21 protein-coding genes and 1 tRNA gene are annotated in these 20,485 nt (G+C 71.1%); 10 read left to right on the top strand and 12 right to left on the bottom strand.

Annotation, left to right across the window (positions count from 1 at the left end; genetic code table 11):
• The first annotated feature begins 362 nt into the window (after positions 1 to 362).
• The 4 genes from OG758_RS29015 to OG758_RS29000 are packed head-to-tail and all read left to right on the top strand — an operon-like array spanning position 363 to position 2,482.
• Entirely contained in the window at positions 363 to 761 is a 399-nt protein-coding gene (locus tag OG758_RS29015) for a hypothetical protein (protein WP_100597931.1), read from the top strand.
• Between the two features lie 59 nt (positions 762 to 820).
• The gene (locus OG758_RS29010) at positions 821 to 1,555 is read left to right on the top strand and encodes a transcriptional regulator (RefSeq protein ID WP_326716066.1); all 735 of its coding nucleotides are present in this window, start codon (positions 821 to 823) and stop codon (positions 1,553 to 1,555) included.
• Positions 1,556 to 1,593: 38 nt separating this feature from the next.
• Positions 1,594 to 2,067, top strand: coding sequence for a roadblock/LC7 domain-containing protein (locus tag OG758_RS29005; protein ID WP_326712641.1), 474 nt, complete (start codon positions 1,594 to 1,596; stop codon positions 2,065 to 2,067).
• 40 nt (positions 2,068 to 2,107) lie between these two features.
• Complete coding sequence (locus tag OG758_RS29000; RefSeq protein ID WP_116512599.1) at positions 2,108 to 2,482, top strand: hypothetical protein; 375 nt, start codon at positions 2,108 to 2,110, stop codon at positions 2,480 to 2,482.
• Positions 2,483 to 2,540: 58 nt separating this feature from the next.
• On the opposite strand, the gene OG758_RS28995 is transcribed toward OG758_RS29000, so the two are convergent.
• The 6 genes from OG758_RS28995 to OG758_RS28970 form a co-directional block, all read right to left on the bottom strand.
• Entirely contained in the window at positions 2,541 to 2,966 is a 426-nt protein-coding gene (locus tag OG758_RS28995) for a hypothetical protein (RefSeq protein WP_326712640.1), read from the bottom strand.
• 72 nt (positions 2,967 to 3,038) lie between these two features.
• Positions 3,039 to 4,439 carry a purine-cytosine permease family protein gene (locus OG758_RS28990; protein ID WP_326712639.1) on the bottom strand — a complete coding sequence of 467 codons (1,401 nt, stop codon included), beginning with the start codon at positions 4,437 to 4,439 and terminating at the stop codon, positions 3,039 to 3,041.
• A 14-nt stretch (positions 4,440 to 4,453) separates the two neighbouring features.
• The gene (locus OG758_RS28985; protein WP_326712638.1) at positions 4,454 to 5,389 is read right to left on the bottom strand and encodes an ABC transporter substrate-binding protein; all 936 of its coding nucleotides are present in this window, start codon (positions 5,387 to 5,389) and stop codon (positions 4,454 to 4,456) included.
• Between the two features lie 11 nt (positions 5,390 to 5,400).
• Positions 5,401 to 6,072, bottom strand: coding sequence for an ABC transporter permease (locus OG758_RS28980; RefSeq protein WP_326712637.1), 672 nt, complete (start codon positions 6,070 to 6,072; stop codon positions 5,401 to 5,403).
• Position 6,073: 1 nt separating this feature from the next.
• The gene (locus tag OG758_RS28975) at positions 6,074 to 6,721 is read right to left on the bottom strand and encodes an ABC transporter permease (RefSeq protein ID WP_266563407.1); all 648 of its coding nucleotides are present in this window, start codon (positions 6,719 to 6,721) and stop codon (positions 6,074 to 6,076) included.
• Positions 6,718 to 7,824, bottom strand: a complete 1,107-nt coding sequence (locus OG758_RS28970) for an ABC transporter ATP-binding protein (protein WP_326712636.1) — start codon at positions 7,822 to 7,824, stop codon at positions 6,718 to 6,720. Before OG758_RS28970 ends, OG758_RS28975 begins: the two co-directional genes overlap by 4 nt.
• A gap of 154 nt (positions 7,825 to 7,978) precedes the next feature.
• Between OG758_RS28970 and OG758_RS28965 the strand changes: the two genes are divergently transcribed.
• Positions 7,979 to 9,559 carry an aromatic amino acid ammonia-lyase gene (locus tag OG758_RS28965; RefSeq protein ID WP_442810354.1) on the top strand — a complete coding sequence of 527 codons (1,581 nt, stop codon included), beginning with the start codon at positions 7,979 to 7,981 and terminating at the stop codon, positions 9,557 to 9,559.
• The gene (locus tag OG758_RS28960) at positions 9,556 to 10,389 is read left to right on the top strand and encodes a MurR/RpiR family transcriptional regulator (RefSeq protein WP_326712635.1); all 834 of its coding nucleotides are present in this window, start codon (positions 9,556 to 9,558) and stop codon (positions 10,387 to 10,389) included. The genes OG758_RS28965 and OG758_RS28960 overlap by 4 nt, the downstream gene beginning before the upstream one ends.
• A gap of 281 nt (positions 10,390 to 10,670) precedes the next feature.
• Here OG758_RS28960 and OG758_RS28955 read toward each other — a convergent pair whose 3' ends face one another.
• Positions 10,671 to 12,062, bottom strand: a complete 1,392-nt coding sequence (locus OG758_RS28955) for a cystathionine beta-synthase (protein WP_326712634.1) — start codon at positions 12,060 to 12,062, stop codon at positions 10,671 to 10,673.
• 171 nt (positions 12,063 to 12,233) lie between these two features.
• On the opposite strand from OG758_RS28955, the gene OG758_RS28950 reads away from it, so the two are divergent.
• The 3 genes from OG758_RS28950 to OG758_RS28940 all read left to right on the top strand — a co-directional run bounded on the left by OG758_RS28950 (position 12,234) and on the right by OG758_RS28940 (position 15,779).
• Entirely contained in the window at positions 12,234 to 13,265 is a 1,032-nt protein-coding gene (locus tag OG758_RS28950; protein WP_326712633.1) for an SGNH/GDSL hydrolase family protein, read from the top strand.
• Between the two features lie 224 nt (positions 13,266 to 13,489).
• The gene (locus tag OG758_RS28945; protein ID WP_266563392.1) at positions 13,490 to 14,710 is read left to right on the top strand and encodes an acetyl-CoA C-acetyltransferase; all 1,221 of its coding nucleotides are present in this window, start codon (positions 13,490 to 13,492) and stop codon (positions 14,708 to 14,710) included.
• Between the two features lie 250 nt (positions 14,711 to 14,960).
• The gene (locus OG758_RS28940; RefSeq protein WP_326716064.1) at positions 14,961 to 15,779 is read left to right on the top strand and encodes a hypothetical protein; all 819 of its coding nucleotides are present in this window, start codon (positions 14,961 to 14,963) and stop codon (positions 15,777 to 15,779) included.
• A 52-nt stretch (positions 15,780 to 15,831) separates the two neighbouring features.
• Here OG758_RS28940 and OG758_RS28935 read toward each other — a convergent pair whose 3' ends face one another.
• Complete coding sequence (locus OG758_RS28935; protein ID WP_266563390.1) at positions 15,832 to 16,143, bottom strand: hypothetical protein; 312 nt, start codon at positions 16,141 to 16,143, stop codon at positions 15,832 to 15,834.
• Between the two features lie 102 nt (positions 16,144 to 16,245).
• Between OG758_RS28935 and OG758_RS28930 the strand changes: the two genes are divergently transcribed.
• The gene (locus OG758_RS28930; protein WP_326712632.1) at positions 16,246 to 16,476 is read left to right on the top strand and encodes a DUF4287 domain-containing protein; all 231 of its coding nucleotides are present in this window, start codon (positions 16,246 to 16,248) and stop codon (positions 16,474 to 16,476) included.
• Positions 16,477 to 16,580: 104 nt separating this feature from the next.
• Here OG758_RS28930 and OG758_RS28925 read toward each other — a convergent pair whose 3' ends face one another.
• The 4 genes from OG758_RS28925 to OG758_RS28910 all read right to left on the bottom strand — a co-directional run bounded on the left by OG758_RS28925 (position 16,581) and on the right by OG758_RS28910 (position 20,451).
• The gene (locus OG758_RS28925; RefSeq protein ID WP_326712631.1) at positions 16,581 to 17,468 is read right to left on the bottom strand and encodes a Bax inhibitor-1/YccA family protein; all 888 of its coding nucleotides are present in this window, start codon (positions 17,466 to 17,468) and stop codon (positions 16,581 to 16,583) included.
• 66 nt (positions 17,469 to 17,534) lie between these two features.
• On the bottom strand, positions 17,535 to 18,899 hold the full coding sequence (locus OG758_RS28920; RefSeq protein WP_326712630.1) for an MFS transporter: 1,365 nt from the start codon (positions 18,897 to 18,899) through the stop codon (positions 17,535 to 17,537).
• Positions 18,900 to 18,958: 59 nt separating this feature from the next.
• Positions 18,959 to 20,134, bottom strand: a complete 1,176-nt coding sequence (locus OG758_RS28915; RefSeq protein ID WP_326712629.1) for a 4-hydroxybenzoate 3-monooxygenase — start codon at positions 20,132 to 20,134, stop codon at positions 18,959 to 18,961.
• 233 nt (positions 20,135 to 20,367) lie between these two features.
• Positions 20,368 to 20,451 (bottom strand) — tRNA-Leu (locus OG758_RS28910).
• Between the last annotated feature and the right edge of the window lie 34 nt (positions 20,452 to 20,485).

Raw genomic sequence — 20,485 nt, 5'->3', positions numbered from 1 at the left:
CCTCCTAGAAACTGTTGCCGTAGTTATTCACATCCTGGCGTTCTGAATAGAGCTAGTCAATACATCTCGGCGGCCGGTTGCCGTGGCGGCGCGCCGGGCATGGGTGATTACCTGGTCACAGAGATCTTCAGGAGGTCCGGCGGGCAACGCTCCAAAGGCGCTGCCGGGGCTCCGGGAGGGCCGCGCGGAGGAGCTTCCTCCGGGTAGGGCGGTGCCTCGACTCCCGCGACTATCAGGCCGGTTGGCGGATTTTAGTCGCTCCGCGCATGTTCCACTGGAAAATGCCAGAACCCTCACCTGGCCTCCGTACGTTGCGTAGCGTCGTGCACACGGCCGAACGTCACGTACGGGAGGAGTCCGGTGTGCCCGGAATCGACGAGTGCCTGCTGGAAGCCATGCGGCTGCCCGGTGCGCGGGGTGCCTCCGTGGTCGACTGGACCAGCGGACTCGCCCTCGGCACCGTCGGGGACTCGCCGAACGGGGACCACGAGGCGACCGCGGCGGAGGCCGCCGAGCTGGCCCGGATGACGGCCGAGCACCGCGCCTTCGCACCCGCAGGCGGCGCCGACTGGTCCGCCGGCGAGCCGCCGGTCGAGGACGTCATCGTCACCAGCCGGGACGGCTATCACGTACTGCGCTTCGTGCGGACCACGTTCGACAGCAGCGTCTTCCTCCATCTCTGGCTCGACCGGGAACAGGGCAACCTGGCGCTGTCCCGCATCCGGCTCGGCGAGATGGCGGACCGGCTGGTGCTCGGGTGACCACGACGGCGGCGGCCAGGGCCGAGGGCCGCACCACGACACCGGCCGGGGTCTCCCCCATGCTGCGCCGCCTCGCCGAGGAGCGGGCCACCGGCGCCCTGCTGCGCGACCGCGGCACGCTCTACCTCGCCGACGGACAGGTCGTGCACGCCGAGAGCCCCGCGACGCCGGGCATCGACGTCCTGCTCACCACCGGCGGCGCCCTGCACCCCGACGGCTGGTGGGAGGCCGTCGACGCGGCCGGGACACGGCAGCGGGTCGGCCGGTACCTCGTGGAGAGCGGCCGGCTCACCGACGGGGCGCTCGAACTGTGCCATCTGGGCGCCCTCTACGACGCCGCGTTCTTCGCACTCGCGCCCAGCGGCGCTCCGGCCCGCTTCCGCTACGGCGCCGCCCACTGGTTCGGCACCGTCCACCCCGTCTCCGTCGCGTCCGTGGAGGCCGAGACGCTGCGCCGGCGCGAGCTGCTGCACGGCATCTGGCCCGACGCCGCCGCCGACACCGCACCCCTCGAACGGGGCGGCGGCCACAGCCCCGCGGTCCCGCCCCGCCAGCGCGCCGTGCTCGCCCTGGTCGACGGGGCGCGCACCGCGGCCGACATCTCCCACGTCCTCGGCAGGCCCGCCTTCCACACCCTGGTGGATCTGCGCAGGCTCGCCGCCGCCGGCCTCGTACGGGCTGCGGCGCCGCGTCCGCTGCCGCCCCCGGCCACGCCCGCCTGGGCGGGCGCGGCGTCGACCGACCCCGATGTCGCCCTGTTACGCCGCCTCAGAGACGCGCTGGAGGCCCTGTGAGACGCGCGCTCCGCCAGCGTGCCGAGAGGAGACAGCTGATGACGGCCGAGGCCGAAGTCCTCGAAGAACTGCACCGGTTGAGAGCCCGCGTGCCCCGCCTCACGGGTGCGCTCGCGGCAGGTGTCGACGGGCTCGTCCTCGCCCACGACACCCCGGGCGTGGAGGCCGAGGGCATCGCCGCGCTCACCGCCGCCTCGCTCGGTGTGGCCCTGCGCATGGCCGACGCGACGGGGCGCGGTGACCTCCGCGAACTCCTCGTGCGCGGCACGCACGGCTATGTGGCCACCTACGCCGCCGGCCCGTCCGCGGTCCTGACGCTGCTCGCGGACGACCAGGTCAGCGTCGGCCGCCTGCACCTGGAGGGCCGCCGCAGCGGGGCGCGTATCGGCGAACTCGTGGCGGACGTCCTGACACCCGTCGAACCGCCCGCGCCCGACCGGCGCCAGCCCCGGCCGTCGACCCGGCAGCAGCGGCTGCCCACCCGCCCCGTACCGCCCCAGTCCGCTTCCTGAACGAAACCACCGCACACGCGATCCCCCGAAAGGACCGACCATGGCCAACACCGAAGCCGCCCTCAAGGACGCCGTCACCTCGATCGAAGGCGCCGCCGCCGCCGCGCTCGTCGACTACACGAGCGGCATGGCGCTCGGCACCATCGGCGGCACCAAGGACTTCGACCTCGAAGTGGCCGCCGCCGGCAACACCGACGTCGTACGGGCCAAGCTCCGCACCATGGAGCACCTCGGCCTCAAGGACGAGATCGAGGACATCCTGATCACGCTCGGCACCCAGTACCACCTGATCCGCCTGCTGTCGGGGCGCTCAGGCAACGGCCTCTTCCTCTACCTGGTCCTCGACAAGAGCCGCGCCAATCTGGCGATGGCACGCCACCAGCTGAAGAAGATCGAGGCCGAGCTCGAGGTCTGAGCCTCCCGCCGCCCGGAGCGCCGCGCCCCGCCGGGCGCGGCGCTGGCGGTAACGGGTCTCAGTCCTCCCAGTCCGACGTCTCGCGCTGCTTGCGCGTCGCCCCGAAGCGCGGCATCCACCGCACCGCGTGCAGCGCGTTCACCCCGACGATGCCCGTCCAGGCGATCAGCAGGCCGGGCAGATCAGCGTTGACGACGGCGATCGCGGACAGCGGGATGGCGAGGACCAGGGAGACGATGCCGAAGCCGAAGCGCTCGCCCCAGCTGTCGCCGTCGCCGCTCGGGGAGCGCGCGCCCCGGGCGACGACCATCTGCTGCTCCGCCAGCTGCCGCCGCACGCGGCGGTCCACGGCACCGTCGAGGCGCTGCTCGACCTTGTCCAGGAACGAGTCGACGAGCGCGGACTCGTACTCTTCGCCGAGTTCCCTGCGTGCGTGCAGGGTGGCGTCGAGTTCCTTCTTGAGTTCGGCGTCACGGGCTTCCATACCGGCCAACGTTACGGAGCCGGCGCCGCCGTGACAGTGGGGCTAACCCCCCTCTTGTCCCTGGGCCGTGCCCTACTCGGCCGCCACCGGCTCACGCAGCGTCCGCTCGGGGATGTGCGCCGTGTTGCGCCGGGCCACGGCCCAGTACAGGACGGCCGGCACCACGAGCCCCACGATCCAGGAGATGTCGGCGCCGCCGAGCGGCCCGACGAGCGGACCCGTGTAGAAGGCCGTGGCGAGGAACGGGAGCTGGGCCAGGAGCCCGACGCCGTACACGGTGAGCGCGTCCCAGCGCCAGGCGCCGTAGCGCCCGTGCGGGTCGGAGAGGGCCGGGATGTCGTACCGCTCCTTGGAGATCAGGTAGTAGTCGACCAGGTTGATCGCCGACCAGGGCGTGAAGAACGTCAGCAGGAACAGCAGGAAGTCCTTGAAGGACGACAGGAAGCTGTCCTTGCCGACCAGCGCGACCGCCGTGCCCGCGATCATGATCAGCGCGATGTACGCGGCCCTGGCGCGCTGCGAGAGGACCTTCTGCCCGCGGAATCCGCTGACGCTCGTCACCATCGACATGAAGCCGCCGTACGTGTTGAGCACGTTGATGGTCAGCTTGCCGAGCGCGATCACGAAGTACAGGAACGAGGCGATGATCCCGGCGCCGCCGAGGCCGACCACGTAACTGACCTGGTTATCGAGGAACTTCGCGCCCGCCGTCGCCGCGACGAGGACGCCGAACGTCATCGACCACTGCGAGCCGATCGCCGACCCTGACAGCGTCCACCAGAACGTGGACTTCGCCGACGTCGTGCGGGGCAGATAGCGCGAGTAGTCCGCGACGTACGGGCCGAAGGCGAGCTGCCAGGACGCGGAGAGCGAGATGGCGAGCAGGAACATCGGGGCGTCGAAGTGCGCATCGTGCAGCAGCGCGGACAGGTCGACCCGGTCCAGGAGCCGGATGCCGAGGTAGACGAAGGCGATCGCGCACACGATGCTGGCGACCCGGCCGAGCGCGTGGATGACGCGGTAGCCGACGGTCGCCATCGCCCCGGTGACCAGGGCGAACACGACGATGCCCGTGGTGTCCCCGGTGTGCGTGAGCTCGCCGACGGCCTGCCCGGCGAGCACGCTGCCGCTGGCGAAGAACCCGACGTACATCAGGATCACCAGGAGCAGCGGGACGACCGCGCCGCGCACACCGAACTGGGCGCGGGACTGGATCATCTGCGGCAGGCCGAGCCTGGGGCCCTGCGCCGAGTGCAGCGCCATGACGGCGCCGCCCAGCAGGTTGCCGACGACGAGACCGACGAGCGACCAGACCACGTCGCCGCCGAAGACGACGGCGAGCGCGCCCGTCACGACGGCGGTGATCTGGAGGTTCGCGCCGAGCCAGAGCGTGAACTGCGAGAACGCCGTTCCGTGGCGTTCCGCGTCGGGTACTACGTCGATGGAGCGGCGCTCCACGAGTGCTTCGGCCATGATCCGACTCTCCTTCAGCCCTTGCTGATCCCGTGCTGACGCGCGTACGCGTCGGCGACGTCCTGGGGATCCTTCTTGTCCTTGTCCACCTGCCGGTTGAGCTCGGTGAGCTGCTCCGTCGTCAGTACGTTGCCCAGGCGCGCGAGCGCCTTGCGGACCGTCGAGTCGGCCTTGCGGTCGGCGACGAGCGGGACGACGTGCTGGCCGGGGACGAGGTTCTTGGGGTCGGTGAGGACGACCCAGTGGTTGTCGACGATGTCCGTGTCGGTGGTGAAGAGGTTCGCCACGTCGACGTCGCCCTTCTTCAGGGCGCCCTTGACCAGCGGCCCCGACGAGTCGAGGGACTTGAACTCCTTGAACTCGACGCCGTACACGTCCTTCAGGCCGACCGCGCCGACCTGGCGCTTCTTCACCTCGGGGGCGGCGCCGATGACGAGCTTGCCGTTGTGGTTCGCCAGGTCGGCGAGCGAGGTCAGCTTGTACTTCCTGGCCGTCTCGCGGGTGACGACGAACGCGTCGGAGTCCTCCGCCAGGCCGTAGGGCAGGATCTGCAGGCCCTTGGGCAGGGCGACGGCGAGGGCGTTCTGCATCTCGCCCTCCTCGGTGGCCGTCGACTTCGGGTCGAGGTAGTGCAGGAGGGCGCCCTGGTACTCGGGGAGCAGGTCGATGTCCCCGCCCTCGAGGGCGGGGATGAGGATCTCGCGGGTGCCGAGGTTGGGGCGGACCTTCGTCTTCACGCCGGCCGCTTCGAGAGCGGCCGCGTACAGGTAGCCGAGCACCTGGTTCTCGGTGAAGTTGGCGGTGCCGATGGTGACGCCGTTCTTGCTGGAGCCGCCGCCCCCGCCGCCCGAGCCCTGGCCGTCGAGAGAGGTGATGCCGCCGCCGCATGCGGCGAGCGCGGGGACGGAGGCTGCGGCGAACAGGCCGCCGATGACAGTCCTGCGGTTCATCTTGCGTGCTCCTAGGCCGACTTGGCGGGGCGGTGGCGGAAGAGGGCGCGCTGCAGTGCGGAGAGCGCGAGGTCGAGTACCACGGCGACGACCGCCACGAGGACGGCACCGCCGAGCACCTGCACGAGGTCGCGCTGGGCGAGCCCGTCGAAGACGTAGCGACCGAGGCCGCCGAAGGAGACGTACGCGGCGATGGTCGCCGTGGCGACGACCTGGATCAGGGCGAGCCGCAGGCCGGTCATGATCAGGGGCATCGCGAGCGGCAGCTCGACCTGGAACAGGACCTGGTGGCCGCGCATGCCCTGGCCGCGCGCCGCGTCCTTGACCTCCGGGTCGACGGCGCTCATGCCCGCGTACGTGTTGGTGACGATCGACGGGACCGCGAGGGCCACGAGCGCGATGTAGACCGGCCACATGGACAGGCCGCTCGCCAGGAAGACGAGGACGACCAGGCCGACGGTCGGCAGCGCGCGGCCGAAGCTGGACAGGTTGATCGCGAGGAACGCGCCGCGCCCGGTGTGGCCGATGAGCAGGCCGAGCGGCAGGGCGATGACGGCCGCGATGAGCGTGGCGAGCAGCGAGTACTGCAGGTGCTCGGCGAGGCGGTGCCCGATGCCGTCGGGGCCCGCCCACTGGTCGGCGTCGACCAGCCACGCGCCGAGGTTCTTGAAGAGCTCGTACATCTCAGGCACTCCTCCGGCGGCGGGTCCAGGGGGTCAGCACGTACTGCACGGCGACGAGGACCGCGTCCGCGGCGAGCGCGAGGAGCAGGGTCAGCACGACGCCGGCGATGACCGGGGTCGGGAAGTTGCGCTGGAACCCGTCGGTGAACAGCTGGCCGAGCCCGCCGTCGCCGATGTACGTCGCCACGGAGACCAGGGAGATCGCCATGACGGTCGCGATGCGCACCCCGGCCATGATCACCGGCAGGGCGAGCGGCAGTTCGACGGTGAGCAGGGTGCGCAGCGGGCGCGTCCCCATGGCCTTCGCGGCCTCCTTGGTCTTCGCCGGCACCGAGTCGAGGCCCTCGACGGTGTTCCGCAGGAGCACCACGAGCGTGTAGATCGTCAGGCCGATGACCGTGGTGGTGCGGGTGAGACCGGAGACCGGGAGCAGCAGGACGAACACCGCGATCGACGGGATCGTGAACAGGACGTTCGAGAACCCGAGCAGGAAGCCGCGCAGCGGCTTGACGCGATGGGCGACGACGGCGAGCGGCAGCGAGATGACCAGGCCCAGCACGACGGCGGAGAGCGCCGCCTGGAGGTGCGAGAGCGTGAGCGTGGTGAGGTCGGAGGTGTGCTCCGATATCCAGGACCAGTCGATGGTCATGAGGCCACGTCCGTGTCCTCGTGGACGGCGGTGTCACTGGTGTCGCCGGCGTTCTCGGGGGTGTCCAGGCGGGTGCCGGCGGCTATGTGGGCGAGGCCCGCGCGGTCGTGGATCTCGTCGCGGGACGTGACGCCGGTCAGGACCCCGTCGGCGTCGACCCGGGCCACGAGGCCGCCGGGCGCCGCGATCGACTCGTTCAGCGCCGACAGGAGCGAGTCCGAGTCCCGCAGCGGGCGCACCGGCACCTCGGCGGAGGTGCCCTCGTCGCGCCACAGCAGCGGCTTGCGGGCCGCGTCGAGGACCAGTTCCCAGCCGGTGCCCTCGGGGGCCGGCCCCTGGCCGACGTCCGCGAGCGTGGTCAGGGACAGCAGCTTCAGGCCGCGCTCGGCGCCCAGGAAGTCGGCGACGAAGTCGTCCGCGGGGCGGGCGAGCAGCTCGGCGGGCGGCGCGCACTGCACGAGGTGACCGCCCGTGCGGAAGACGGCTATCCGGTCGCCGAGCCGCACGGCCTCGTCGATGTCGTGCGTGACGAAGACGATGGTCTTGTTCAACTCCTGCTGAAGACGCAGGAGTTCGTCCTGGAGCTGCGTACGCACGACGGGGTCGACCGCGCCGAACGGCTCGTCCATGAGCAGCACCGGCGGGTCGGCTGCGAGCGCGCGGGCCACGCCGACGCGCTGCTGCTGGCCGCCGGAGAGCTGGTGCGGGTAGCGCTTGCCGGCCTCGGCGGTGAGGCCGACGGTCTCCAGGAGCTCGGCCGCCCTCGCCCGCGCCTTGCGCCGGCCCCAGCCGAGCAGGAGCGGCACGGTCGCGATGTTGTCGAGGACGGTGCGGTGCGGGAAGAGGCCCGACTGCTGGATGACGTACCCGATGGAGCGGCGCAGCTCGGCCGCGTCCTGCTCAAGGACGTCGCGGCCGCCGACGCGGATGGTGCCGGAGGTCGGGTCGACCATCCGATTGATCATCCGCAGACTGGTCGTCTTCCCGCAACCGGAAGACCCGACGAAGACGGTCACGCCCCCTTCCGGCATGTCGAGCGTCAGGTCGTGCACTGCCGTCGTGCCGTTCGGGAAGCGTTTGTGGACCGTATCGAACTGGATCATGTGGAGTCCCCTTGCCCGGGCTGCATATCGTCATGCAGAGTTCTCTGTATCTGAATAAGTTGTCAATGCCCCGGCACACATCGCCAGGTAAATCGCTGGTTAACGCGGCCGAGGAACGAGACAAGACGTCCGGTTAAGGAGGGTTTGGCGCATCATGTCGTCTCACATCGCGGACACCGCGGGTAAGCCCCGCATGACGGCCCCCCAGCGTCCCACGCCCGTCGTCGTGCTCGACGGCCACGGGCTCCCCGTGCCCGACGTCGTCCGGCTGGCCGACTCCGCCGCCAGACCCGTCCCCGGCACCGACGCCATGAAGCGCGTCGAGGAGTCCTGGAACGCCGCCCGCGAGATCGCAGCCTGGGGCCGCGTCTACGGCCGCTCCACCGGCGTCGGCGCGAACCGGAACGAGGACGTGCCCACCGAGGCCGCCGCCGACCACGGCCTGCGCCTGCTGCGCAGCCACGCCGGCGCCATCGGTGAAGAGCTCCCCGCACGCCAGGTCCGCGCCATGCTCGCCGTCCGCGCCAACCAGCTCCTCGCCGGCGGCGCGGGACTACGTCCCACCGTCGTGACGGCCCTGTGCGAAGCCCTGGAGACCGGCGCCCACCCGGTCGTCAACGAATTCGGCTCCGTCGGCACCGGCGACATCGCCGCCCTCGCCCAGATGGGCCTCGCCCTCGCCGGCGAACACCCCTGGCGCGGCGACGGCGCCCCCGAGGCCCAGCCCCTCGACAACAACGACGCCCTCGCCCTCATCAGCAGCAACGCCCTCACCCTCGGCCAGTCCGCCCTCGCCCTCCACGAACTGCGCGACCTGATCTCCGCCACCCAACTCGTCGCCGCACTCTCCCTGCTGGCCGTCGACGGCTCCTACGAGGCGTACGCCCTGCCCGTCCACGAGGCCCGCCACCACCGCGGCTCGTACGACGTCGCCGCACGCATGCGCGCCATCCTCGGCGCCCCCGAACGCCCCACCCCGCCCCTCGGCCGCATCCAGGACCCGTACGGCTTCCGCTGCGTCCCCCAGATCCACGGCCCCGCCCAGGACGCCGCCGACGCCCTCGAAGACGTACTCACCGTCGAGATCAACGCCGCCGCCGAGAACCCCCTCATCTCCCCCCAGGACATGGCCGCCTACCACCACGGCGGTTTCTACATGGCCCAACTCGCCCTGGCGCTCGACCACTTCAGGCTCGCCATCGCCCAGGTCGCCCGGCTCTCCACCTCACGCCTGTCCACCCTCAACGAACCCTCCTACACCCGCCTGCGCCCCTTCCTCGCCGACGGCGAGGCCGCCTCGTCGGGCGTGATGATCCTCGAATACGCGGCCGGAGCGGCCCTCGGCGACCTGCGCGCCTTCGCCGCCCCCGCGTCGCTCGGCCACGCGGTCCTCTCCCGCGGCGTCGAGGAACAGGCCAGCTTCGCGTCCCTCGCCGCCCGCCAGACCCTGCGCGTCTGCGACGCCTACCGCCTCGTCGTGGGCTGCGAACTCGTCGCCGCGGTACGGGCGTTGCGCCAGCGCGACATGCGCCCCGAGCCCGAACTCCCGGTCGGCCGCGCCTTCGCCCTAGCGGATTCGGTCCTCGACCCCGACGCCACCGACCGCCCCCTGACGGAAGATGTCACCCGGGCGGCGGGGCTCCTGGACAGCTTCACCCGCATCGCCGACGGAACAGACGGACCGGCCGCGACATCCACCGCGGCCGGATCAGACCGCCCTGGGGGGACGGAATGAACGACAGCCCAGCCGCACGACTGCAACAGCTCTTCGAGGTTCACCGCCTGACACCCACTCAGCGCCGCATCGCGCACTGCATGGTGCGCCGCGCCGCCGACGTCCCGTTCCTCTCCTCCGTGGAACTCGCCGAACTCGCCGGGGTCAGCCAGCCGTCCGTGACCCGCTTCGCCGTGGCACTCGGCTTCGACGGCTACCCCGCCCTGCGCAAACACCTGCGCGAGGTCGCCCCCGTCGAACCCACCACGCCCGCATCGGCCAACGAGTACCAGCAGGCCGTCGAGGCCGAGATCGAGAACCTCCGCCACCTCGCGCAGCTCCTCGCCGACCCCGCCCCCATCGAACGCGCGGGACGCCTCCTCGCCGCCTCCCGCCCGCTCCCCGTCCTCGGCCTGCGCGCCGCCGCCTCCCAGGCCTACGGCTTCTCGTACTTCGCGGCGAAGGTCCACCCCGACGTACGGCTCCTCGACGAGGGCGGCACGATGCTCGCCGACCGCGTGGACGCCGCCGTCCGCGCCGGAGCCACCGCCCTCCTCTGCTTCGCGCTGCCCCGCCACCCCAAGGAGGTCGTCGACGCGCTCGCCTACGCCAAGTCGGCCGGCCTCGCCGTGGTCACCGTCGCCGACTCGGCCTTCGCCCCCGTCGCCAAGCACTCGGACCTGCTCCTGCCCGCCGCGGTCGGCGAGGGCCTCGCCTTCGACACGGCGTGCTCACCGATGCTGCTCGGCCGCGTACTCCTGGAAGCGATGTGCGACAACCTGCCCGAGGCGCAGGCCCGCCTGGAGGAATTCGACGTACGCGCCGCGGAGCGGGGCCTGTTCGCCGAATAGAGGAGTGTGGCGCGGGGACCGCCGCACCCCCGCGAACGGGGGGCGGGACGACGGCGGTCCCCGCGAAGGACACGGAACCGGGTCAGGACCGGGTCACCGCGTCCGCAGGCGTCCATGGAGGTCCGGGAGCCGCTCCGGAGGTCCTTGACGCCGCTACGGTGCCGGCCTGGGCGGGGAGCCGCTCCCACCCCTGCCGACACCCACCAATGTGCCGGACCCGTGTTAAGCGGGTGCTGCGCGCACGTGTCGCGCTCGTACCGATTGCACGAACCCGCTCCGCCTTACTTCCCGCCGCTCTTCGCGAGGAAGGCCAAGAGGTCCTGACGGCTCACCACACCCTTGGGCTTGCCCTCCACCAGGACGATCGCCGCGTCCGCGGAGCCGAGCACGGACATCAGGTCCTCCACCGGCTCACCCGAGCCGACCTGCGGCAGCGGGGACGACATGTGCTTCTCCAGCGGGTCGCCGAGCGAGGCGCGCTGCGTGAACAGGGCGTCGAGCAGCTCCCGTTCGACGACGGAGCCGATGACCTCGGCCGCCATCACGTCCGGGTGTCCGGCTCCCGGCTTCACGATGGGCATCTGCGAGACGCCGTACTCGCGCAGCACCTCGATGGCCTCGCCGACGGTCTCCTCCGGGTGCATGTGGACGAGCGACGGCAGCGCGCCGCCCTCCTTGTCCTGGAGGACGTCGCCCACGCGCGCGCTCGTGCCCGTGTCGGCGAGGAAGCCGTAGTCGGCCATCCACTCGTCGTTGAAGATCTTGCTGAGGTAGCCGCGGCCGCTGTCCGGGAGGAGGACCACCACCACGTCGTCCGGGCCGAGGCGTTCGGCGACGCGGAGGGCCGCCACCACCGCCATGCCGCAGGAGCCGCCCACGAGGAGGCCCTCCTCCTTGGCGAGGCGGCGGGTCATCTGGAAGGAGTCCTTGTCGGAGACCGCGACGATCTCGTCCGCGACCGTGCGGTCGTACGCCGTCGGCCAGAAGTCCTCGCCCACGCCCTCCACGAGGTACGGGCGCCCGGAGCCGCCGGAGTACACGGAGCCCTCCGGGTCGGCGCCGATGACCTGTACGCGGCCCTCGCTCACGTCCTTCAGATAGCGGCCGGTCCCGGAGATCGTGCCTCCCGTGCCGACGCCCGCCACGAAGTGCGTGATCTCGCCCTCCGTCTGCTCCCACAGCTCGGGGCCGGTGGAGTGATAGTGCGAGAGGGGGTTGTTGGGGTTGGAGTACTGGTCCGGCTTCCAGGCGCCGGGCGTCTCACGCACCAGCCGGTCGGAGACGTTGTAGTACGAGTCCGGGTGCTCCGGGTCCACGGCCGTCGGGCAGACGACGACCTCCGCGCCGTACGCCCGCAGCACGTTGATCTTGTCCGTGGAGACCTTGTCGGGGCACACGAAGATGCACTTGTACCCCTTCTGCTGCGCCACGATGGCCAGGCCCACGCCCGTGTTGCCGCTGGTCGGCTCCACGATCGTGCCGCCGGGCTCGAGGGCACCGCTCTCCTCCGCCGCCTCGATCATGCGCAGGGCGATGCGGTCCTTCACCGAACCGCCGGGGTTGAAGTACTCGACCTTGGCCAGGACGGTCGCCTGAATGCCTTCGGTCACGCTGTTGAGCCTGACGAGCGGGGTGTTGCCGACGAGGCTGATCATCGAGTCGTGGAATTGCACCGTTGTCTCCGGGCTGCGATGGATCTGTGAGGGATCCGCGATGTGATGTGCGGTCAGCGTAAGCCGAGTGCCGCCGCTTCATCGCCTGTTGCGATTGGCCGACGGTGCTTACGGGGCAATGACTGGATGTACGGCTGAAAAGGACTACGCAGAGGCAGGTGGCTGCGACGTATGTCGAGGGCGAGGGTGGCACGGCGGATCGCCGCGGGCGCGGCGTACGGCGGCGGCGGGATCGGTCTGGTCGGCGCGGCCGCGGTCGGTCTGCTGATCGCGGAGGTCCAGCTGGCGAAGCGGCAGGTGGGCAACCACGGCAGGGGAAGCGTTCAGGTCCCGTCGGCGAACGGTCTGTACGGGAGGGTGTTCGCCGAGCGCCAGGGCACCGAGGTGGCGGAGACCGAGCCGCTGCGGTTCGCGATGCTGGGGGACTCGACGGCGGCGGGGCAGGGTGTGCACCGGGCCCGGCAGACGCCGGCCGCGCTGCTTGCGTCGGGGCTCTCGGCGGTGGCCGAGCGGCCCGTGGAGATGCGCAACGTGGCTCTGCCGGGGGCCATGTCCGACGATCTGGACCGCCAGGTCGCGGTGATCCTGTCGGATCCGGACTGGGTGCCGGACGTGTGTGTCGTGATGATCGGCGCGAACGACGTGACGCACCGGATGCCGGCGACCCGCTCGGTGCGTCATCTGTCGGCGGCGGTGCGCAGGCTCCGGACGGCGGGTGCGGAGGTGGTCGTGGGGACGTGCCCGGATCTGGGCACGATCGAGCCGGTGAACCAGCCGCTGCGGTATCTGGCGCGGCGGGCCTCGCGGCAGCTGGCGGCGGCGCAGACGATCGGCGCGGTGGAGCAGGGCGGGCGCACGGTGTCGCTGGGTGACCTGCTCGGCCCGGAGTTCCTGGCCAACCCGCGGGAGCTGTTCGGCCCCGACAACTACCACCCGTCGGCCGAGGGCTATGCGACGGCGGCGATGGCGGTGCTGCCGACGCTGTGCGCGTCGCTGGGCCTGTGGCCGGAGGAGGAGCGTCCGGACGTGTCGCGGCGCGAGGGATTCCTGCCGGTGGCCAGGGCTGCGGCCCAGGCGGCGGAAGAGGGCGGCACGGAGGTCACGGCGGCGATGCCTACGGGTCCGAGGGGACCTTGGGCGTTGCTGAAGCGCCGCAGGCGCCGGCGGGTGACGACCCAGGACCCGGCGCCGCTGAACCTCTGACCCGTCCGGGAGCGAGGTCCGGGGCGGAGCCCTCGTGCCCTGGACCCCGCTCCCGGGCCGGAGAACCGCTACCCGGACATCGCCCTGAGCAAGCGCTTAGAAAAATGCGGCAGGCATCACACGCGCACACCGGTGACCTGGACTGTACGTACAGGTAACTTCCCTCACGGTCCTGCCTTTAGCTCGTAGGCGAATAGCTCGTACGTAGACCTCTTGGAGCCGTGATGCCCGAAGCCGTGATCGTCTCGACCGCCCGCTCCCCCATCGGCCGCGCTTTCAAGGGGTCCCTCAAGGACCTGCGCCCGGACGATCTGACCGCCACGATCATCCAGGCCGCGCTGGCCAAGGTCCCCGAGCTCGACCCGCGGGACATCGACGACCTGATGCTCGGCTGCGGTCTGCCCGGCGGCGAGCAGGGCAACAACCTGGGCCGCATCGTGGCCGTGCAGATGGGCATGGACCACCTGCCGGGATGTACGGTCACCCGCTACTGCTCCTCGTCCCTGCAGACCAGCCGCATGGCGCTGCACGCCATCAAGGCCGGCGAGGGTGACGTCTTCATCTCGGCCGGCGTCGAGATGGTGTCGCGCTTCGTGAAGGGCAACTCGGACTCGCTGCCGGACACGCACAACCCGCTGTTCGCCGACGCGGAGGCCCGTACGGCCGCCGTCGCCGAGTCCGAGGGCGCGTCCTGGCACGACCCGCGCGAGGACGGCCTCGTACCGGACGCGTACATCGCGATGGGCCAGACCGCCGAGAACCTGGCGCGGACGAAGGGCGTCACGCGCGCGGACATGGACGCGTTCGGTGTGCGTTCGCAGAACCTGGCCGAGCAGGCCATCAAGAACGGCTTCTGGGAGCGGGAGATCACCCCGGTCACCACCCCCGACGGCACGGTCGTCTCGCAGGACGACGGCCCGCGCGCGGGTGTCACCCTGGAGGGCGTCTCGGGCCTGAAGCCGGTCTTCCGCCCCGACGGCCTGGTCACGGCCGCGAACTGCTGCCCGCTCAACGACGGCGCCGCGGCCCTCGTGATCATGTCCGACACGAAGGCCCGCGAGCTCGGTCTGACGCCGCTCGCCCGCATCGTCTCCACCGGCGTCTCGGGCCTGTCCCCCGAGATCATGGGCCTCGGCCCGGTCGAGGCGTCGAAGCAGGCGCTGAAGCGCGCCGGCCTCGGCATCGGCGACATCGACCTGGTCGAGATCAACGAGGCGTTCGCCGCGCAGGTCATCCCCTCCGCGCGCGACCTCGGCATCGACGAGGACAAGCTGAACATCAACGGTGGCGCGATCGCCGTGGGTCACCCCTTCGGCATGACGGGCGCCCGCATCACCGGCACCCTGATCAACAGCCTCCAGTTCCACGACAAGCAGTTCGGTCTGGAGACCATGTGCGTCGGCGGTGGCCAGGGCATGGCGATGGTCATCGAGCGCCTCAGCTGAGCTGACGACCCCGGGGCCGGGTTGCGCCTCTGCTGAATCGTGATCCAATCTCCCCCAGGATGTGACGTATCTCCTGGGGGAGACGGTTCTTGCAGGTCAGCAGGGTTCCCAGGGCATAACACCCCGAAACACCCGGCCAAATAACTGTCCATTTCGTGACGTAATGCACTGACAGCGGGATGGTCCAGGCTTCAAGCTGATGTAGGAAGTCGGGGGTCGACTTGAAACCGGGAGTACGTCAGTGAGCGCCATGCCTCTTGCTCTGCTCATCGCCACGGCCGCCGCCACGGCCGTGGGCGCCGCTGCCCTGCACACCGTCCACGGACTGCGCAGGCAGATCACCGAACTGCGGGACGAGCTCGCCCATGACCGCGCCGTCGGCGCCGGTCGTGGCGTGCCCGCCGCGCGCACCACGCCCGACACGGAGGAGATACGCGCGGCCGTCGCCGACGCACTCGCGGAGGAGCGGGAGCGCGAGCTCGCCGAAGCGCGTGCCTTCTGGGCCGCGCAGGAGGCGCGGGACGCCTCCGACACGCCGTCCGTGCTCGGTGGCGCGCTGGGCCTCGGTGACGATCTGTTCATGCCGCGCCAGGCCGATTTCGCGGGCCTGGAGCCGGGTCTCGCGGCGGGCCTCGAGCCCGTGGTGGAGCCGGCCGACGCGGGCGCCGACGAGTTCTCCGGGGAGTCCGCGGAGCTCGCGGCCGCCCGTCGCCGTCACCCCTCGCACCCCGACTTCGTGCCGGTGCAGTCGCCCGTCTCGGGCGGAAGCAGCGACCACGAGCGGACGGTGACGTGTCTGGAGGAGCTGGCCGACGCCCGCACCGCCCTGGCCGATGTGCGCCCGGGCCCGCTGGGCACGCTCGACGTGTACGTCTTCGTGGACGGCACCACGCTCTGCATGACCCCCGGCCACCGCGAGACCGCGGAGCAGCTGGCCGCGGCGCTGCGCGAGGGCGAGTCCCCGGTGCTGCTGGGCGGCTCGGGTGTCTCGGGCGCGTACGCGCTCACGTTCGCCTGCGGCCGCGAGAACGTCTACATCCTGGCCGACCGGGTCATAGCCTCCGTCTGAGCACCCCCGCTCGGCTTCCGCCCCCACCCATCGAAGAACGCGCCGGGTCGGCTCACACCCCGGCGCGTTTCTGTGCCTCCTCGACGAGCGTGAGCGCCTCGCCCAGTTGGGTGGGGTTCTGAAGGACGACGGACAGGTCGCGTGCGGCGACGGTGATCTGGTCGGCCCCGGCGAACATCCCGGCGTCCGGCATCTCCCGTACGGGTCCCTCGGGGTCCTCCAGGCGCTGCGCCCACGCGGACAGTTCCCTGGCGAGGGCGAGCGCCTCGGCGGCGGCCCCCCGCTGGAGCCTGCTCTGCGGCGCGGCGCGCAGCCGGTCGGCGAATCGGTCCACTGCGTCCGTCAACGGCGTCGTATCGAGCATGCCGCGACCCTATGCGCCTTCCCTCGACTGTTGCCAACAACCGAACGCTCAGGCACGGTGGCCTGAAGGACCGGCTACATCGCAACGCGTCCGGAGGCGCCGATGTCCCAAGTGTTCTCGCAGGAGACCCACCAGAATCTGTTGGCTCGCATCCCCCACTGCACCGGTCGTGAGATCTCCGACTGGCTGCGCACCGTCGAGGAAGGCCCCTGCTTCCTCCGCTTCGAAGACAAGGTCAGCTGGCTGCGCGGGGAGCACGAACTCGCGTACGGCCATGCCAAGGCGATCATCCACGAGTACGACCTGCGGCGGGCCGCCCGCCGCCTGGGCTGAGCGTTCCACCCCCGACCCCATCGTCCCCACGACAGCCGCAATCATGAAAAAAGGGCCCGCACACCGATGGTGCGCGGGCCCTTTCAGGTCTGACTGCCGGGTGATCAGTCGTTGCCCTGCAGGATCGCGATGAGGCGCAGGAACTCGAGGTAGATCCACACGAGCGTCATCGTCAGGCCGAAGGCGGCGAGCCAGGCCTCCTCGCGCGGGGCGCCGTACGCGATGCCGTCCTCGACCTGCTTGAAGTCGAGGGCCAGGAAGCACGCGCCGAGCAGCACGCCGATGATGCCGAAGACGATGCCCAGGCCGCCGCTGCGGAAGCCGAGGCCGTCACCGCCGCCGAAGACGGCGAACAGCAGGTTCACCGCCATGAGCAGGATGAAGCCCATGGCCGCGGCCATCACGAAGCCGTAGAAGCGCCGGTTGACGCGGATCCAGCCGGCCTTGTACGCGACGAGGACGGCCACGAAGACCGCCATCGTGCCGAGCACGGCCTGCATGGCCGCGCCGCTCGCGATGTAGTTGTCGACGATGCTCGACAGGACGCCGAGGAAGACACCCTCGAGCGCCGCGTACGCCAGGATGAGCGGCGGCGACGCCTTGCGCTTGAACGACTGGACGAGGCCCAGCACCATCGCGACGAGGCCTGCGCCGATCGCGATGCCGTACGACTTGTTGATGTTCGCGGTGTCGACCGGCAGCAGCGCCCAGGCGAGCGCGGCCGTCAGGACGAGGACACCGAGCGTGGTGGCGGTGCGCATGACGACGTCGTCCATCGTCATACGGCCGGTGGTGGCCGGGGCCTGCGGCGGAGCGCCGTACTGCAGGTCCTGCTGGGCGTAAGGGTTCTGCGCGTACGGGTTGTTGCCGGCGTAGGCGTTGCCCTGTGTGCCGACTGCGGGTCCCCCGGCCTGCGGCTGCGCGTTGAAGCCCGCGTAGCCGTTGTCGCGGCTGAACCCCCGTCGCGAGAAGACCGGGTTACTGCTCCTCATCTCACTCCTCCATAGCCACCCTGCGCGGCCTTGGCTCAAGGGTAATAGGCAGGCAAAGACCCCAGCCTAGTGCTCAGGGAGGATCTTTCCCATCCTGTTACCCGAAACGTCCGGGGCATGCCCGGTGTTCCGCCGAACGAGGGGCACCAGGGAGATGGCGACGGCGCCGAGGACCGCGGCCGCGGCGAAGGTGGTGAAGCCGAGGCCCGCGTTGCCTCCGGCAACGACCGCGCCGCCCAGCCAGGGGCCGACGACGGCTCCGGTGCGGCCCACGCCCGTGATCCAGCCGAGGCCGGTGGCGCGCTGGCCGGGCGTGTACACGGACGGGGCGGCCGCGTAGACCATGACCTGGGCGGAGAACAGCCAGACGCCGGTGACGAAGACCAGGGCGTACGCGACGCCGAGCGGCAGGTGGGCGCGGAGCAGGAAGGCGCCGCAGGCGGTCAGGACGAACCAGAGCGCGGACACCTTGACCGCGCCGAACCGGTCGGCGGCGCGGCCCGCGACGAGCATGCCGACGATCCCGCCCGCGTTGATCACCATGAGGAAGGTGACGGACGAGGAGAGCGAGTAGCCGGAGGCGCGCATCAGCTCGGGCAGCCAGGTGGAGACGCCGTAGACGAGGAGCAGGCCGGCGAAGGAGGCGACCCACAGGAGCGGGGTCGCGGCCCGGGTACCGGGTGCGAAGAGCGAGGCGACGGCGGCGAAGCGGCCCTTGGCGCCGGCGGCGGGGGCCTCGGCGCGGGTCGGCTCGGGCAGCCCGTAGCGGGCGGCGACGGCGCTCGCGTCGGCGGTACGCCCCTTGGCGAACAGGACGGCCGGGGATTCGGGCAGCCACTTCAGGACGAGGGGGACGGCGATGACGGCCGGGATGACGCCCGTCCAGAAGACGACGCGCCAGCCGTGGTCGGGGCCGAGCGCGAGGCCGAGGCCCGTCGCGACCATGCCGCCGGCGTGGTACGAGGTCATCATCAGGCCGGTGGCGAGGGCGGCCCTGCGGGGCGGGGCGAACTCGGCGACGATCGCGAGCCCGATCGGCATCAGGCCGCCGAGTCCGAGCCCGGCGAGGAAGCGGCCCCCGCCGAAGACGGCGGCGCTCGGGGCGAGCGCGCACACGGCGGAGCCGGCGGAGAAGAGGGCGACGGAGCCGGTGACCATCGGCTTGCGGCCGAGCCAGTCGGTGAGTGTGCCGCAGCCGAGTGCGCCGATCAGCATGCCGAACGTGGTCCAGGAGCCGATCGTGCCGGCGGTGGACGCGGTGAAGCCGAAGCCCTTGTCGTCGAGGAGGTGCGGCATGACGGCGCCGTAGATGTTGACGTCCATGCCGTCGAAGAAGACGACGAGCCAGCACAGAGCGATGACGGGGGCGACGGCCCTGAAGGTGCGGGGCGGCGAGGGTATGGCGGTGCCGTGGGAGGTGTCGGGGGACATGAGCACTCACTTCGTCGTGGGTACGCGGGGACGGGTGTGCGGCGGTACGTGGACGGGACTCAGTCGAGGGGGAAGCCCGTGTAGCCCTCTGCGAGGTCGGACTCGGCGGCGCGCGAGGCCGTGATCCGGTCGAGGCGGGCGCGCTGGATGCGGTCGTCGAAGGGCGTCGCGTCGGGGGCGCGGTGCAGCATCGTCGTCATCGCGTACGAGAACCGCTCGGCCTGCCAGACGCGGCGCAGGCAGGTCTGCGAATAGGCGTCGAGGAGCTCGGTGGAGCCGGTCTCGTGGCGGTGGGTCAGGGCGCGGGCGAAGGTGACGACGTCGCCGACGGCGAGGTTGAGGCCCTTGGCGCCCGTCGGCGGGACGATGTGGGCGGCGTCCCCGGCGAGGAAGAGCCGTCCGTGGCGCATCGGCTCGTGGACGTAACTCCTCATCGGGGTGACGGACTTGGAGGTGATGGGGCCGCGCTCCAGCTTCCAGCCGTCCGAGGTCTCCAGGCGGCGGTCGAGCTCGTCCCAGATCTCCTCATCGCTCCAGTCGTCGGCGTTCGTGCCCTCGGGGACTTGGAGGTAGGCGCGCGACACGGACGGGGAGCGCATGGACAGGAGGGCGAAGCCGCGGTCGTGGCGGGCGTAGATCAATTCGTCGTGGGACGGGGCGACATCGGCGAGGATGCCGAGCCAGCCGAAGGGGTACGTGCGCTCGAAGACCTGGGAGACGTCGGCGGGTACGGCCTTGCGGCCCACGCCCCATGAGCCGTCGCAGGCGACGACGTAGTCGCAGTCGAGGACGTCCTCGCGGCCCTCGTGGCGGAAGCGGACGCTCGGGCTCTCGGTCTCGGCACCCTCGACGGCCAGCGCCTCCGCCTCGAAGAGCAGCGGGCCTCCCTCGGCGAGCTGGAGGGCGATGAGGTCCTTGCACACCTCGGTCTGGGCGTAGACCATGACCGACCTGCCGCCCGTCAGGGCGGGGAAGTCGACGCGGTGGCGGCGCTTGTCGAAGCGCAGCTCGATGCCGTCGTGCGGGAGGCCCTCGCGGTCCATGCGCTCCGCCACGCCCGCCTCGCGCAGTACGTCGACGGTGCCCTGCTCCAGGATCCCGGCGCGCTGGCGCTGTTCGACGTACGCGCGGTCGCGGCCCTCCAGGACGACGGAGTCGATTCCGGCGTTGTGCAGGAGCCGGGCGAGGAGCAGTCCGGCGGGGCCCGCTCCGATGATGCCGACGGTGGTGCGCATGGGTACCTTCTTTTTCGCTCAGCCTTGTTCGCGTGGTGAACTTTCGTTCATAATGTGCTCAGCGGAGTCTCCGCCCGGCTCGAACCGCTGTCAACGGTCCCGAGCGGAGAAAACGGCCACTGGACTCCGGAGGGCACGAAAAAACGCCGCGGCGATCGGATGCGATCGACACGCGGCGACAGGAAGCGGCTCAGAAATGATGTGGTTCGAGAGCGAGGAGGAGAAGCGGGAGGTGCCCGGAACCGGACTTGAACCGGTACGCCCGCGAAGGGGCAGCGAGGTTTAAGCTCGCCGTGTCTGCATTCCACCATCCGGGCAGGCCGTGGGCTCCGCAACGAGGTTCCGAGCCTA

Source organism: Streptomyces sp. NBC_01474, assembly GCF_035918215.1.
GTDB lineage: Bacteria > Actinomycetota > Actinomycetes > Streptomycetales > Streptomycetaceae > Streptomyces > Streptomyces aureus.
This window is presented reverse-complemented; position numbering and strand designations above follow the sequence as displayed.

Excerpts from the sequence above, each read along its gene's own strand:
- OG758_RS29010 (WP_326716066.1), top strand. The coding sequence starts at position 821 with ATGCTGCGCCGCCTCGCCGAGGAGCGGGCCACCGGCGCCCTGCTGCGC.
- OG758_RS29005 (WP_326712641.1), top strand. The coding sequence starts at position 1,594 with ATGACGGCCGAGGCCGAAGTCCTCGAAGAACTGCACCGGTTGAGAGCC.
- OG758_RS29000 (WP_116512599.1), top strand. The coding sequence starts at position 2,108 with ATGGCCAACACCGAAGCCGCCCTCAAGGACGCCGTCACCTCGATCGAA.
- OG758_RS28995 (WP_326712640.1), bottom strand. The coding sequence starts at position 2,966 with ATGGAAGCCCGTGACGCCGAACTCAAGAAGGAACTCGACGCCACCCTG.
- OG758_RS28990 (WP_326712639.1), bottom strand. The coding sequence starts at position 4,439 with ATGGCCGAAGCACTCGTGGAGCGCCGCTCCATCGACGTAGTACCCGAC.
- OG758_RS28985 (WP_326712638.1), bottom strand. The coding sequence starts at position 5,389 with ATGAACCGCAGGACTGTCATCGGCGGCCTGTTCGCCGCAGCCTCCGTC.
- OG758_RS28980 (WP_326712637.1), bottom strand. The coding sequence starts at position 6,072 with ATGTACGAGCTCTTCAAGAACCTCGGCGCGTGGCTGGTCGACGCCGAC.
- OG758_RS28975 (WP_266563407.1), bottom strand. The coding sequence starts at position 6,721 with ATGACCATCGACTGGTCCTGGATATCGGAGCACACCTCCGACCTCACC.
- OG758_RS28970 (WP_326712636.1), bottom strand. The coding sequence starts at position 7,824 with ATGATCCAGTTCGATACGGTCCACAAACGCTTCCCGAACGGCACGACG.
- OG758_RS28965 (WP_442810354.1), top strand. The coding sequence starts at position 7,979 with ATGTCGTCTCACATCGCGGACACCGCGGGTAAGCCCCGCATGACGGCC.
- OG758_RS28960 (WP_326712635.1), top strand. The coding sequence starts at position 9,556 with ATGAACGACAGCCCAGCCGCACGACTGCAACAGCTCTTCGAGGTTCAC.
- OG758_RS28950 (WP_326712633.1), top strand. The coding sequence starts at position 12,234 with ATGTCGAGGGCGAGGGTGGCACGGCGGATCGCCGCGGGCGCGGCGTAC.
- OG758_RS28945 (WP_266563392.1), top strand. The coding sequence starts at position 13,490 with ATGCCCGAAGCCGTGATCGTCTCGACCGCCCGCTCCCCCATCGGCCGC.
- OG758_RS28940 (WP_326716064.1), top strand. The coding sequence starts at position 14,961 with ATGCCTCTTGCTCTGCTCATCGCCACGGCCGCCGCCACGGCCGTGGGC.
- OG758_RS28935 (WP_266563390.1), bottom strand. The coding sequence starts at position 16,143 with ATGCTCGATACGACGCCGTTGACGGACGCAGTGGACCGATTCGCCGAC.
- OG758_RS28930 (WP_326712632.1), top strand. The coding sequence starts at position 16,246 with ATGTCCCAAGTGTTCTCGCAGGAGACCCACCAGAATCTGTTGGCTCGC.
- OG758_RS28925 (WP_326712631.1), bottom strand. The coding sequence starts at position 17,468 with ATGAGGAGCAGTAACCCGGTCTTCTCGCGACGGGGGTTCAGCCGCGAC.
- OG758_RS28920 (WP_326712630.1), bottom strand. The coding sequence starts at position 18,899 with ATGTCCCCCGACACCTCCCACGGCACCGCCATACCCTCGCCGCCCCGC.
- OG758_RS28915 (WP_326712629.1), bottom strand. The coding sequence starts at position 20,134 with ATGCGCACCACCGTCGGCATCATCGGAGCGGGCCCCGCCGGACTGCTC.